This window comes from Tardiphaga sp. 862_B3_N4_1 (assembly GCF_051811085.1).
In the GTDB taxonomy this organism is placed as follows: Bacteria; Pseudomonadota; Alphaproteobacteria; order Rhizobiales; family Xanthobacteraceae; genus Tardiphaga; species Tardiphaga robiniae.
Window position 1 is genome coordinate 2,663,059 of sequence record NZ_JBPWQB010000001.1, and the last position, 14,148, is coordinate 2,677,206.

Annotated in this window: 12 protein-coding genes and 1 pseudogene; 10 read left to right on the forward strand and 3 right to left on the reverse strand. The window is 61.9% G+C overall.

The window, feature by feature from the left end:
* Window positions 1-56 precede the first annotated feature (56 nt).
* Together AB8B02_RS12570 and AB8B02_RS12575 are read right to left on the reverse strand one after the other, a co-directional pair.
* Window positions 57-410 (reverse strand): hypothetical protein, encoded by a 354-nt coding sequence (locus tag AB8B02_RS12570; RefSeq protein WP_089264635.1) that lies wholly within the window; start codon window positions 408-410, stop codon window positions 57-59.
* 276 nt (window positions 411-686) lie between these two features.
* Window positions 687-953, reverse strand: coding sequence for a hypothetical protein (locus AB8B02_RS12575; protein WP_139285819.1), 267 nt, complete (start codon window positions 951-953; stop codon window positions 687-689).
* Between the two features lie 472 nt (window positions 954-1,425).
* Between AB8B02_RS12575 and radA the strand changes: the two genes are divergently transcribed.
* The 5 genes from radA (at window position 1,426) to AB8B02_RS12600 (ending at window position 7,497) form a co-directional block, all read left to right on the forward strand.
* Window positions 1,426-2,886: a DNA repair protein RadA gene (gene radA / locus AB8B02_RS12580; protein ID WP_120292301.1), complete on the forward strand. Its 1,461-nt coding sequence runs from the start codon at window positions 1,426-1,428 to the stop codon at window positions 2,884-2,886.
* 238 nt (window positions 2,887-3,124) lie between these two features.
* Complete coding sequence (locus AB8B02_RS12585; protein WP_068731040.1) at window positions 3,125-3,757, forward strand: CvpA family protein; 633 nt, start codon at window positions 3,125-3,127, stop codon at window positions 3,755-3,757.
* Between the two features lie 35 nt (window positions 3,758-3,792).
* A complete protein-coding gene (gene purF / locus AB8B02_RS12590; protein ID WP_081421779.1) occupies window positions 3,793-5,286 on the forward strand; it encodes an amidophosphoribosyltransferase in 1,494 nt (497 codons plus the stop codon).
* A gap of 163 nt (window positions 5,287-5,449) precedes the next feature.
* Window positions 5,450-6,190, forward strand: coding sequence for an SDR family NAD(P)-dependent oxidoreductase (locus AB8B02_RS12595; protein WP_439064067.1), 741 nt, complete (start codon window positions 5,450-5,452; stop codon window positions 6,188-6,190).
* A gap of 173 nt (window positions 6,191-6,363) precedes the next feature.
* On the forward strand, window positions 6,364-7,497 hold the full coding sequence (locus tag AB8B02_RS12600; RefSeq protein ID WP_439064068.1) for a hypothetical protein: 1,134 nt from the start codon (window positions 6,364-6,366) through the stop codon (window positions 7,495-7,497).
* 17 nt (window positions 7,498-7,514) lie between these two features.
* On the opposite strand, the pseudogene AB8B02_RS12605 reads toward AB8B02_RS12600, so the two are convergent.
* A pseudogene (locus AB8B02_RS12605) lies at window positions 7,515-7,601 on the reverse strand (IS5/IS1182 family transposase); the annotation flags it as partial.
* A 137-nt stretch (window positions 7,602-7,738) separates the two neighbouring features.
* Between AB8B02_RS12605 and AB8B02_RS12610 the strand changes: the two are divergent.
* The 5 genes from AB8B02_RS12610 to AB8B02_RS12630 all read left to right on the forward strand — a co-directional run bounded on the left by AB8B02_RS12610 (window position 7,739) and on the right by AB8B02_RS12630 (window position 14,133).
* On the forward strand, window positions 7,739-8,551 hold the full coding sequence (locus AB8B02_RS12610; RefSeq protein ID WP_439064069.1) for a class I SAM-dependent methyltransferase: 813 nt from the start codon (window positions 7,739-7,741) through the stop codon (window positions 8,549-8,551).
* A 311-nt stretch (window positions 8,552-8,862) separates the two neighbouring features.
* On the forward strand, window positions 8,863-9,393 hold the full coding sequence (locus AB8B02_RS12615) for an RNA polymerase sigma factor (protein WP_439064070.1): 531 nt from the start codon (window positions 8,863-8,865) through the stop codon (window positions 9,391-9,393).
* 112 nt (window positions 9,394-9,505) lie between these two features.
* Complete coding sequence (locus AB8B02_RS12620; RefSeq protein ID WP_184517463.1) at window positions 9,506-10,450, forward strand: FecR family protein; 945 nt, start codon at window positions 9,506-9,508, stop codon at window positions 10,448-10,450.
* 154 nt (window positions 10,451-10,604) lie between these two features.
* Complete coding sequence (locus tag AB8B02_RS12625) at window positions 10,605-13,244, forward strand: TonB-dependent hemoglobin/transferrin/lactoferrin family receptor (RefSeq protein WP_439064071.1); 2,640 nt, start codon at window positions 10,605-10,607, stop codon at window positions 13,242-13,244.
* Between the two features lie 73 nt (window positions 13,245-13,317).
* Window positions 13,318-14,133 (forward strand): hypothetical protein, encoded by an 816-nt coding sequence (locus tag AB8B02_RS12630; protein ID WP_439064072.1) that lies wholly within the window; start codon window positions 13,318-13,320, stop codon window positions 14,131-14,133.
* Window positions 14,134-14,148 lie beyond the last annotated feature (15 nt).

A 14,148-nucleotide genomic window follows, 5' to 3' on the forward strand; every position in this document is an offset into this window, starting at 1 on the left:
AATCGGCCCCCCTGAGGCGGCCGATCGCAGTCCTGAAAATCTGAGCTATCCGCGGCTTAGTAACCGTAGCTTGAGCCGAAGCTGAAGCCGCGATTGCAGGTCGAGCAGCCCTGCTGCACCGGTGCGTAATAGACCTGCGCCGGAGCGACCATCTGGACACGCTGCTGCGTGGCGTATTGCGCCGGAATGCGCTCGTAATCGACGCGCGCAGGCGCGACCATCACGGTCTTCGGCACCATCACCGTCTCGTACTGCGCTGGCGTGCGGCGCGCGACGGTGCGACCGGGAGCGACCATCACCGTCTCTTCGACCGTGCGATACTGCGGCGGCACCACCTGCTGCTGATAGCAGGTCTGGCACGGCGGCGGTGTATAGCAGTTATAGCAACCCGCCGAGGCAACACCGGGCATCGCCATTCCGGCGACAGTGGCGAACATCGCAGCAGCAATCAATTTTGTCATGATGAGACCCCGTGGCGAGCTTGTTTGAAATGAGTTCGTATCGCTCTGATGCGCGACACTCAGCCAAGCACCACCACCGGTCAACGCGGTCCTGATATTTACCTTGATGAACGTGCTTAAGATTTGATGACGGCAACATATGAGGATGCCAAGGCAGACACAGCTGCACTGCGCCTGGATTCACCGCAGAGCCCGACGTGAGATCAATCGGCCTCAGCAGCCAACCTAATAACCGTCGCGGGGCAGCCCGAAGAGTTGCTCGAACACACTCGGTTGGCGAACCACCCATTGGCCCGGTTCGCCCGTTCTCAGATCCCGCACATAACGCGGCGGCGCTTCCACATAGTAAAGCGGCGGCGGCGCGCGAATGCCGGTATCCATCGTGATGGGATAGCGCGCGGTGCCGGCGCGATAGCGCGCATCACGGTAGTCAGAGGCAAGTACCGGCGTCGCCAGCGTCGCTGCACCCAGCACGATTATCAAAATACGCACGGCACACCTCACGCTGACGTCACTGCGGTGAGGCTATCGGGCGGAGGTTAATGAAGGATTCGTCGCATGGCAGTTCCACGCGAGCTCCTGCGCGGAACAAATTGGACTCGCGAAGCGCTGGACTGCGGCTCAGCTGGTTGGTCGAGCAGCCTCGATTGCTCACCACTGCTTGCATCTGGATTCTGCTCGCGGCGCGTCTACCGAGCGTAAGCAATCGCCAAGTTGAACAGGACCACTGCAGAGGCTGCACCTCCGGCATCGCCGCGGCAAAGGCGATCCAGGCCAACATTGCCGACCAGTTCTCGCGCGTCGGAATTTTGGCAACCAAATAGACCTTGCCCATGTGCCGGTCGATGCGTCCCACCCGGCAAGGCTGGCGAACCCTTCGAGAAGAAACTTGCAAATGCCCCGTTCAACCGCGTAGACCAAGAGAACAAACCAAAAACACCCATAGCCGCGATTCCCTCCGCCAATGGCCAAAAACCTCCTCTCCTTCGTCTGCCAGAATTGCGGTGCCGCCTATAACAAGTGGCAGGGCAAGTGCGACGCCTGCGGCGAGTGGAATTCGCTGGCCGAGGAGGACACCACCGGCGTCACCACGATTCCGGTCAGCGCGCGTTCCAAGCGCAAGGGGCGAACCTTCAATCTCGAAAGCCTGACCGGCCAGAGCAACGATGCGCCGCGCATTGCCTCGGGGATGGGCGAACTCGACCGCGTCACCGGCGGCGGTTTCGTGCGCGGCTCGGTGCTCTTGATCGGCGGCGATCCCGGCATCGGTAAATCGACCTTGCTGACGCAGGCCACCAGCCTGATGGCGCGGGCCGGCCATCGCGTGGTTTACATCTCCGGCGAAGAAGCCGTGGCACAGGTGCGGCTGCGCGCGTCGCGGTTGGGCCTTGCAGACGCCTCGGTGCAGCTCGCGTCCGAGACCTCGGTCGAAGATATCATCGCCACGCTGTCCGAAGGCACGGTGCCGCGGCTGATCGTGATCGACTCGATCCAGACCATGTGGACCGACACGGTGGAATCCGCGCCGGGCACCGTAACCCAGGTCCGCGCCTCGGCGCAGGCGCTCATTCGCTTTGCCAAGAAATCCGGCGCCACCATCATCCTGGTCGGCCATGTCACCAAGGACGGCCAGATCGCCGGGCCCCGTGTGGTCGAGCATATGGTCGATGCCGTGATGTCCTTCGAGGGCGAAGGCTCGCAGCAGTTCCGCATCCTGCGCGCGGTGAAGAACCGCTTCGGCCCGACCGACGAGATCGGCGTGTTCGAGATGACAGGCCTAGGCCTGCGTGAGGTCTCCAACCCGTCGGAGCTGTTCCTGTCCGATCGCGATCTCGGCTCGCCGGGCACCGCCGTTTTTGCCGGCATGGAGGGCACCCGCCCGGTGCTGGTGGAACTGCAGGCTCTGGTTGCGCCGACCACACTGGGCACCCCCCGCCGCGCCGTGGTAGGCTGGGATTCATCCCGGCTGTCCATGGTGCTGGCCGTGCTGGAGGCCCATTGCGGGGTCAAGCTGTCGGGCTACGACGTCTATTTCAACGTCGCCGGCGGATTGCGCATCAACGAGCCCGCCGCCGACATGGCCGCGGCCGCAGCACTTGTGTCGTCGCTCTGCAATGCCCCGCTACCCACCGACGCGGTCTATTTCGGCGAAATCTCGCTGTCCGGCGCCGTGCGCCCGGTGGCGCAGACCTCGGCGCGGCTGAAAGAGGCGGCAAAACTCGGCTTCGGCCGCGCAGTGCTGCCGGAATCGGCGCGCGGCGACCCCGGCGGCGACGCCGGACTGTCGCTGAATACCATCGGCGGCCTGACCTCGCTGGTCGCCGATATCGCTGCGCGCGGCGTCAAACCCACGCGCGACAACAGCAAAAGCACAGATGCCGAGAAAAATACCGTACCGGCGCGATTCAAACGCCAGGACGGCTGACAGCGACGTGACCTGCGCTGCTGCGGCCGCTATAGAATGCGCGCGCAACAGACTGCGCAGATGTGCAAAACGCTCCGTTAAGGCACTCTGCCGAAAGCGGAACAATGGTGTGATCAGGTGTGCTCTTGCGGCCGATAGCGGTTTTCCGGCCTTGCGAGACGTGCCATATCACCGTCACCTGAAGCGGCCGCCTGTGCCGATTCGCGGTTTCTGATTCACGAGCGGACCTGACCAGCCGATGCCGATCACGATTCTCGACCTTGTCCTGCTCGGCGTCATGCTGATCTCCGGCCTGCTGGCCATGGTCCGCGGCTTCATGCGCGAGATCCTGTCGATCGCGGCCTGGGGCGCGGCGGCGCTGGTCACCCTGTTTGCTTTCCAGAAGCTGCTCCCGACCGCTAAAACTTATTTCAACAACGATACCGTCGCCAGCATCGTGGTGGTGGCCGGCGTGTTTATCGGCACGCTGATCGTGGTCTCGATCATCACCGTCCGCATCTCCGACATGATCCTGGATTCGCGCATCGGCGCGCTGGACCGCACGCTCGGCTTCCTGTTCGGCCTCGCCCGCGGCCTCCTGATCGTGGTCGTCGCCTTCCTGTTCTTCTCATGGCTGGTCCCGGACAAGCAGCGTCCGGACTGGGTCACGGGTGCCAAATCGCGCGTCGTTCTGCAGGGAACCGGCGATTGGCTGATGGCACTCTTGCCGGATGACCCTGAAAACACCATCTTGAAGAGGTTCAAGAAAAACAAACCCGATGAGGATACGACCGACGCCGAGCCCGCAGCGCCCGGCGCCGCGGATGGCTATTCCAAACCTGCCCGCGACAGCCTGAAAAAGCTGATCGATGGCAAACCGGCGGGACGCTAGGCGTTCTTAGTTTCTCGCGACACCTGAAAGGCGCGATGGATCCGATGCAGAGCCCTTCCGACGACGCGAGCACCACCATGCGAAATCCCGATCTCGACGGCGACATGCTCCGCGAAAAATGCGGTGTATTTGGTATCTACGGCCATCCCGATGCGGCGGCGATCACCGCGCTCGGTCTCCACGCCCTCCAGCATCGGGGACAGGAAGCGGCCGGCATCGTCGCCTTCGACGGCAAGCGCTTCCATTCCGAACGTCGCCTCGGCCTCGTCGGCGACACCTTCTCCCGCCGCGAAGTGATCGAGCGCCTGCCCGGCACCGCCGCCGTCGGCCACACCCGCTACTCCACCACGGGCGAAACCATTCTCCGCAACGTCCAGCCGCTGTTCGCCGAACTCAATGCCGGCGGTTTTGCAGTGGCCCATAACGGCAACCTCACCAACGGTCTGACCCTGCGCCGCGAGCTCGTGAAGAACGGCGCGATGATGCAGTCGACCACCGACACCGAGGTCATTCTGCACCTCGTCGCGCATTCCAAGCGCAACCGTTTCATCGACCGCTATATTGAAGCACTCCGCGCCATCGAAGGCGCCTATGCGCTGGTGTCGCTGACCAACAAGAAGCTGGTCGGCGCCCGCGATCCGCTCGGCATCCGTCCGCTGGTGCTGGGTGAACTTGACGGCTCGCCGATCCTCGCCTCGGAAACTTGCGCGCTCGACATCATCGGCGCCAAGTACATTCGCGACATCGAGCCTGGCGAAGTCATCGTGTTCGACGAGAACGGCGCGCAGAGCCACAAGCCGTTCGCGCCGCAAGCGCCGCGCCCCTGCATCTTCGAATATATCTATTTCGCACGTCCGGACTCGATCGTCGGCGGACGTTCGGTTTACGACACCCGCAAGGCGATGGGCGAACAGCTCGCCCGCGAGACCCATGTGGAAGCCGACGTGATCGTGCCGGTGCCGGACTCCGGCGTGCCTGCCGCGATCGGCTACTCCCGCGCTTCGGGCGTGCCGTTCGAACTCGGCATCATCCGCAATCACTATGTCGGCCGCACCTTCATCCAGCCGACCCAGAGCGTGCGCGAACTCGGCGTGCGCATGAAACATTCGGCCAACCGCGCCGCCATCGAAGGCAAGCGCATTGTGCTGATCGACGACAGTCTGGTGCGCGGCACCACGTCGAAGAAGATCGTCAAGATGATGCGCGACGCCGGCGCCAGGGAAGTCCACTTCCGCATCGCCTCTCCGCCGATCACCCATCCGGACTATTACGGCATCGACACGCCGGACCGCGCCGGCCTGTTGGCCGCCACGCATACGCTGGAAGAAATGCGCGACCTGATCGGCGCGGACTCGCTGGCCTTCGTCTCGGTCGATGGCATCTACCGCGCCATGGGCGAACCCGGCCGCGATCCCGCCCATCCGAAATTCGCCGACCACTGCTTCACCGGCGACTATCCGACCCCGCTCACCGACATGAGCGAGATCGATGCCCCGCGACAGCTCTCGCTGCTGGCGGAAGCGAGCTGATCGCAGTCTTATCGGGTGTCATCCCCGCGAAAGCGGGGATCCATAGCCACGATCTAATTTGTTTGGCTCTGGATTAGACACAACCACCTTTCCGCATCATAACCCTCCCGTGTATGGATCCCCGCCTTCGCGGGGATGACGCCTGAGATTTATGAGCCGCGCCATGACCCTTCCCCTCGCCTCCCGCATCGCCCTCGTCACCGGCGCCTCGCGCGGCATCGGCTATGCCACTGCGCTGGCGCTGGCCAAGGCCGGCGCGCACATCGTCGCCGTGGCGCGCACCCAGGGCGGCCTCGAAGAACTCGACGACGCGATCCGTGCCGAGGGCGGCAGCGCCACGCTGGTGCCGCTGAACATCACCGATCTCGACGGCCTGTCGCGGCTCGGCGCCGCTCTGCATGAGCGCCACGGCAAGCTCGACATTCTGGTCGGCAATGCTGGCGTCGCAGGCCCCTCGTCGCCGCTCGGCCATATCGAGCTGAAGGCCTGGAACGACACCATGGCCGCGAACCTCACCGCGAACTTCCAGCTCATCCGTTGCATGGAGCCGCTGCTGCAGCAGTCCGATGCCGGGCGCGCGGTGTTCCTCACATCCGGCACCGCCAGCAAGGCTTCCGCCTATCGCGGCCCCTATGCCGTCTCCAAGGCTGCGCTGGAAACGCTGGTGCGCGTCTGGGCCAATGAGACCGCCACAACCAATATCCGCGTCAACCTGTTCAATCCCGGTCCCGTGCGCACGCATATGCGCGCCATTGTGATGCCCGGCGAGGATCCCGAGACGCTCGACACGCCGGCGCAAGTTGCCGAGACCATCGTGCCGCTCTGCCTGCCGTCATGGACGGAGACGGGCAAGTTCGTTGATTACAAGACCGGCAAGGTGATGGGCTTTCATCCGCCGGCGTAAGCACCGTAGGGCGAGTTAGCGAAGCGTAACCCGCCGACTCATCATGTGGGCGGCGGATTACGCCTACGGCTAATCCGCCCTACGCACCGCGCCGCAAGATTGACCCTGCATCACGACGGTACTTCACTCCCTCCCAAGCGGGACAACCCGCACCGACAATCAGGGAGGTCGTCATGGCGTCGCCAACTCATCGCGCGCGGTCACTGCGTGCACTTGCAACAGCAGCCCTCGCTTTCGCCGCGCTGTCCCTCGCACCTCCCTCCTCCCGCGCCGCCGATATCCCCCGCTTCGAGGTCGACGCGTCCTGGCCGAAGCCGCTGCCGAACAACTGGATCCTCGGCCAGGTCGGCGGCATCACGACCGACAAGGACGGCCACATCTGGGTGATCCACCGCCCGCGCTCGCTCACCGATGACGAGAAAGGCGCGGCACTCAATCCGCCGCGTTCGAAGTGCTGCGTCTCAGCGCCGCCGGTGCTGGAGTTCGATGCCGCCGGCAATCTGTTGCGCTCATGGGGCGGTCCTGGCGAAGGCTATGAATGGGTCGGCCGCGAGCATGGCATCGAAGTCGACGAGAAAGGCTTCGTCTGGGTGGGTGGCAATCTCGACAACGACAATGCGATCCTGAAATTCACCACCGACGGCAAGTTCGTGATGCAGATCGGCAAGATCGCGCCGAGCAAGGGCAGCAACGACACCACCCAGCTCGGCAAGCCCGCCGAGACCGCCATCGACAAGGATGCCAACGAGATCTATGTCGCCGACGGCTACGGCAATCGCCGCGTCATCGTGTTCGACGCCACCACCGGCGCCTACAAGCGGCACTGGGGTGCCTATGGCAACAAGCCGAATGACGACAAGCAGGCGGCCTACGACCCCAATGCGCCGGTGTCGCAGCAGTTCGGCAATCCCGTGCATTGCGTGAAGCTCGCCAATGACGGCCTCGTCTATGTCTGCGACCGCATCAACAACCGCGTGCAGGTGTTCAAGAAGGACGGCAGCTTCGTGAAGGAGTGGTTCTACGAGAAGGCCACCCTCGGCAACGGCGCGGTGTGGGATCTCGCGGTGTGGCCCGATCCTAAGCAGAGCTGGCTGCTGACGGCGGATGGCGAGAACAACGAGATCCGCGTCATCAATCGCGACGACGGCAAGGTCGTCGGCACCTTCGGCCGAAATGGCCGCCAGGCCGGCCAGTTCCACTGGATTCACGCCATGGCTGTCGATGCCAAGGGCAACGTCTACACGGCCGAAGTCGACACCGGAAAGCGCATCCAGAAATTCAGGCTGGTCTCGGATGCGCTGAAGTAGTCATCGCGACAATCAGACCGACTGTTTCTGGTCCTGATGATACACGCCCCATCCTGATGCACACGGACAATAGAGCTGTCCATCATCTGGACAGCCGCATCGTTCGAGCTCCCGGTTGGAGAATTTGAATCACTGACGTTCGGCCAGACGCAATGGCCCTGGCTCGGCTCTCGCCCTTCGGGACGACGCCGACAATACATGCTAGTCTCGCGCGCCATCAAACGGACGACGGGTGATAGCAATGCTGGAAACCGACAAGTTGTTCGCTGGCTCGATTCCGGAAAACTACGATCGCTATATGGTGCCGTTGATTTTCGAGCCCTACGCCGCAGATCTCGCACAACGCGCAGCGTCTTTCGCGCCAGGCGCCGTTCTGGAAATTGCCGCGGGCACCGGGGTTGTCACCCGCGCGTTGACGCCAAAATTATCCCCACGCGCAAGCTATATTGTCACCGACCTCAACCAGCCGATGCTCGACTACGGCGCGTCGCGACAAGCACCGGACAATCGCATCACATGGCGACAAGCGGATGCTCTGGCGCTCCCGTTTGAAAATGCGGCCTTCGATCTCGTGTGTTGTCAGTTCGGTGCGATGTTCTTTCCTAATCGCCCATCTGCCTACCGCGAAGCGAAGCGAGTTCTGAAGCCCGGAGGACATCTTTTATTCAATGTATGGGATCGCATCGAGGACAATGTATTTGCTGACGATGTGACAAATGCTCTCGCAAAGATTTTCCCGGACGATCCGCCGCGCTTTCTGGCGCGCACGCCGCACGGCTACCACGATACGGCACTGATCCGTCGCGAGCTGGAGGACGCAGGTTTCTCCCATGTGATGATCGAGACGAGAGCCGAACAAAGCCGTGCATCCTCGCCGCGACTTCCGGCCGTTGCTTATTGTCAGGGAACTGTTCTTCGCACCGAAATCGAAGCCAGAGACGCGGGAAAACTGGAAGCTGCAACTGACTACGCAGCATCTGAAATTGCGCGCAGACATGGCAACGGCGAGGTTGCTGCTAAAATTCAGGCGCACGTGATCGTGGCTGTGGCCTGAGTGTCGGAATATCCCGTGCCGGCACTTCGCATGGCGAGGCATCCGTGAGTTTCGAACCGTTCTATATCATGTCCTCATCAATAACTTGAGCTGGACGGTGGTACCGTCTATCTCTGCCGGAAGATCAGGAGCATCCTGACCACAGGAACCGGTGATGAGCGAGATTTCCGATAGCGACATTGGCGCCGTCGGTGACATGGTCGACGATCTCGTCATACAGACAACATATCGTTTGTATGGGTCAGCTATTGCCCCGTTCTCAATGATCGCCGCAACGCATCGAAGCCCGTCTTGTTCGAACGCGTGACATCATGACCCTCTGGAAGAGCACGATCGCGAGGCTCTTTACGTCACATCGCGCTCATCTCGAAACGCTCGTGCGTCGCCGGGTCCGTGATCGTGAAGTGGCTTCGGAGATCGTCCAGGACGTCTTCGCTCGCGTACTTGCCGCCGGCACCAATGGCTCGGACGAAGACAACAAGCGCGTTCTCTATGCTGCTGCGCGGAACGCCGCGATCGATCATAACCTGACGGCATCGCGGCGGCATCATATGCTCGCCGATGTATTGCCTGAACAGCTCAGTCCCGGGCAGCCATCGGAAGACGCAGCACTGCAGGCGCGCGAGGCCGTTGCCGCGCTGGATCACGCGCTCGCGCAGCTTCCCGCCCGAACCCGCGAGATCTTCATTCGCCGACGTGTCAATGGCGAATCCAATGCCGAGATCGGACAGCGGTTCGGCATTTCCGTGAGTGCCGTCGAAAAACATCTGCTACGCGCCATGCAACACTGCCGCGCCGCCGTGGACGATCATCTCAACCTCGCCAGCAAAGATTTCCGCTAAAATGGATGTGGGTTCTTTCTCGTCGCTCGTTGTAAAGGTAGGAGTAGCTGGAACGCTTCTAACGGCAGGAGCATTCCCGCATCGCCTTTTCGATCGATCGAAGGAATTGCTGATGAAACCTGGCGACCGGCCAACGAAAGCACAGTGCGCCGCCGCTGATCTCTGGCTCATCCGACGCGACGGGACGACAACCGAGGCCGACGAAGCGTCCTTTCGGCAATGGCTCAATGAGGATCATCGTCATCAACTTGCCTATCGCGAAGCAGCGGCGATCTGGCAGCAGCTTGAGGAGCCTGCCATTCGGCTGGCTGCACGCGACCATCGTCTCGGCAACATCGCTGCCCGGCGCCAGATGAGATGGTGGCCGGCATTGCCCGCAGCGATCGCTGCAGCCTGCGTCATCTGGGTCATCAATCCATCGATGCTTGAGAACTGGCAGGCAGATATTGTCACTGCGCGTGGTCAGGTGATGGCCCGCGACCTGCCGGACGGCTCCCGCCTGAACATCGGTGCCGACACTGCCCTGGACCTGGACTTCAAGGATGGTCGACGCCGGGTCGTTCTGCGCCGTGGCCAGGCCTTTTTCGATGTAAAGCCAGACCAGACGGCCTTCACGGTCGACAGCGGCGCAGGCGAAATCCGCGTGCTCGGGACTGCCTTCAATATCGACCGGACGGCTGATGGTGTCGAGGTGACAGTTCAGCGCGGACTGGTGTCGGTCGCCGGCGAGGATCGCGATGCGACCGTCAAGCTATCGGCAAACCAGCATGTGCGCGTGTCCGGCGGAAAGCTCGGCACCGTCGAAACCGGAGACATTGACGCCAGGCTCGCATGGATATCCGGCCGCCTGGTCTTCGACCGCGTCCCGCTGCATCGGGTCGTCGAAGCCCTGCAGCGCCAGACATCAAGCCGCATTGTCATCCGCGGCCGCTTCAGCGATCTGCTCGTCTCCGGCACGTTTCCGACTGCGAATGTCGATGAAAGCCTCACAGCCATTGCCGGCATGATCGAGGGCAACGTCGCCCATCTCACCCCCTGGGTGACCGTTATCTACTGAACTCCTCCGCTGTTTACCGGAATTCTAAACCGCAACACCCATAGACCTGATGTGGGTTTGATTTCGTGACTCGTTGAACTGGATGAAGAGCAGAAGCTCTTCGCGGCGCTGGGGCGGCGCACAGCAAACAATGAGACAACGGAGTTCGTGCGTAATGCGGTTCGTGGGTAGACGGGGCGTCGCTCGCCATGTGGCGGGCGGGCTGATCGGCATATTGCCGTTGATCACGACAGTACCGGCCTTTGGCCAAAACAATGTCGAAGCAACAGCGACCACCCCTACGACCTACCCGCTCAACATTTCCGCCAAACCTCTCGCAGCAGCAATTGCCGATCTCGGCGCCAGCAGCGGATGGCGCATCCTCTACACGATCCAGCTCGCGCCAGACATGCGCAGCCAACCGTTGAACGGCAATTACACGGTAGCGCAAGCGCTGGGACAACTGCTGGCCGGCACGGGAATTACGTATCGCATCACCGGCCCGAAAGCCGCGCTGCTGATCGATCCGTCGCAGAGCCGCGCGGGCCCCGTCCCTTCCGGCGACGGCGTCCAGCTCGATACGATCGTCGTCGATGCGGCCAGGAGCGATAATACGACGGGCTCCGGCTATCAGGGAACGCCGGACTGGGTCTACCAGCGACCCGCAGCCGTCAGCGTGATCTCACGCGAAGCGATCGAGAGCAGCCCGACACGCAACGCACGCGATCTGCTCGACAATGTCGCGGGCGTCTATGCCAACCGCTCGGCGGCGCAGAACCCTGGCATCAGCGTCAATATCCGCGGCCTGCAGGACCAGGACCGCATTGCCACCATGATCGACGGAGCGCGGCAGAATTTCCAGCGCGGCGGCCACGGTGCGACGCAGCGGACCTATGTCGATACGGCCTTCCTGCGCCAGATCGACGTGGAGAAAAGTACGACGTCGGGCGTCGGCAGCGCCGGTGCGCTTGGCGGCCTGGTCAATTTTCGCACCTTCATCGCCGACGATTTGATCAAGCCCGGCAATCAGTATGGCGGCGTGGTGAATGCCACCACGGGTACCAACGCCTATAATTTCGATGGCTCGACGGCAGCAGCCGTCCGCGTGTCGGAACGCTTCTCGGTGCTCGGCGGCGTCAGCTACAAGAACATCGGCGCCTACGATATCGGCCAGAACGGTACCATCGGCGATGGCATGAAGGCCTATGACGGCAATGTCTTCCTGTTCTCCGGCCAGGAGGTATTCTCGACGATCCTCAAGGCCGAGGCGCTAACGACCGAGGACGTGAAGATCACGATCGGCTGGCTGCATAACGACTCCCGGTACAATACCGGAAACTACGATGACACGATCGCACGCGGCGGAATCCTGAAGTCCAGCGAGCAAGTCGCCAACGACACGTTCACGTCCGCGGTCGACTGGAATCCGGGCAATGACATCGTCGATCTGAAAGCCAAGCTCTATTACAACCACCTCAAGAACGACACGGTTTCCGATGGCGCGTTTGCACTGACCGGGCCATCGAATTTCGTGTTCTCAACACTAGGCGGAAGCGTCGAGAACACCAGCCGTTTCGCGACAGGCATCGGTGCACTGGCACTCAATTACGGCGTGGAAGCGTTCAGCGACACCGGCAAGACGACGCTGCAGCGCGGTTTTGTCGCCGGCAACGGTGTCGACTATTCGAGCACGCTGACCGGCGGCACGCCGAGCGGAAACCGCGACGTCGCCAGCGGTTTCGGCACCGCGACACTCAAGCCGGCGGAATGGGTGACCCTGATCGGCGGCGTGCGTTACGACTGGTATCATGTCGCGGGCAACGCGACGATCTACGGCGAAAGCCAGGAGATCGTCGGGCAACGGATGACCAATCCCGGAAGACCGGCCATCTGCAATGCGCGCGGCTGCGGCGCAGCCGTCCCACCGACATATGTGCCCATCGTTGGCACCGTTTATAGGCCGTACAATCTCGATGTCGATAAATCGGGCGGGGCCTGGCTCCCGAATTTCACGGTCGCGTTTCAACCAGTCGATTGGCTGCAGCCCTTCGTAAAATATTCCAAGAGCTATCGGCCGCCAACGATCATGGAATCATTCCTGAACGGCGGCCACGATGCAAATGAGATCAATGGCTACGCTCCGAACCCGTTCCTGCGTCCGGAACGCGGCGACACCTACGAGGCCGGATTCAATGTTCTGGCCAACGGCATCCTGACCGAGCGCGACACCGTCCGCTTCAAGGCCGTCGGCTTCTATCGTGAGATCACCGACTATATCAGCTTCGGTCGAATCGAGAATGCGAACAACGCCCAACAATACACCTCGTACGTCAATCTCAACGGCGTCACCCGAATGAAGGGCGTCGAGGTCGAGGCCAATTACGACGCGCGCTTCCTCTATATTGGTGGCACCGTCACGCGCATCGACACGGATTTCGCCGACAGTTTCACCAGCCCGACAGGGCGGGACATGCCGATCAACAGCGGCCTCGGCGCCCCTGTCATCTTCGAGCAGCCGAAACTGCGCGTGACACTCGATGCCGGCATCCGTCTGTTCGACGAGAAGCTGACGCTGGGCACGCGCATCGTCGACGTCTCGAAGACCGTCCCTGCCCTGGGCTCGCTGCGCAGTGGCTACGAAATGCCGGGCTACCGCGTCTACGACATCTACGGATCCTATGCCTTCGACGAGGCGACCAAGCTGCGCTTTGCGGTGAACAACGTCACCGATCTCGCTTATGCGCCGGCGGTCGGCGCCAATTTCTACGCCGCGCCGGGCCGTACCGCGACGGTGTCGTTGAACTACAAGTTCTAGGAATTCCCCGCCCCATTGGCGTGGATGGTGGCCCGCCACAAGCGGGCAAAGCAAGCAGAGAAGGGCTTCGAGAATGGCACTCAATCTTCAGCTGACGGCAGCAAGCAGCGACCTCGCAACATATCTGGCGTCGTACGACGCCAACTTCACCTACAATGGAAACGGCTGGTTCTCCACCTCGTTCACCGGCCAGGATCAGTGGTCGGCCGGTGTCGATACCGAAGGAACCGACAATAATCTACCTTCCGTCATCATGAACATCCATGACTACAGCTATTCGCCCGGTACATTCAACGGCGACGTGGAATCGCTGACGCTCGGCCATAATCTTGAATATGTACCGGCCACGGATCTGTGGGTGCAAGATCAGGAACTGATCATCACCAATAGCAGTGGCTACATGCCCGTCACCACCACCTTCAATCAGGCGATCTATTCGCTATCGCATGGCGGGCTGGTCGATGGTGGGACGTTCTTCGGTCAGTCATTCGCGGGTCTGACCGACTACTTCGCCGAACAGGGCACGAACCAGACCGGCACGACAAACGATGACGTCCTTGTCAGTTTCGCCGGCGACGACGTTCTGACCGGCAATGGAGCTGTGCTGGTCGATACGTTCCTCTGGAACGCGAATTACTACGATACTGCCGCAGGTACAGCAGCACAGGGCTGGGGCGACGACGTCATCACGGACTTCTTCGACGGAGCCGACCAGATCCAGCTCTCCGGCTTCGGTTGGGCCAATGCCACGGCATTCCAGAGCGCCGGCGGCAGCCTGTCCGGCAATGTCATCACCTATGCCGACGCGACGAACGGGCTGACCAGCACCATCACAGTGAACTTCACTGGATCGGGCACGCTGGACTGGAGCGATATCGCCTTCGTCTAACAGGCTTCGCTGCGA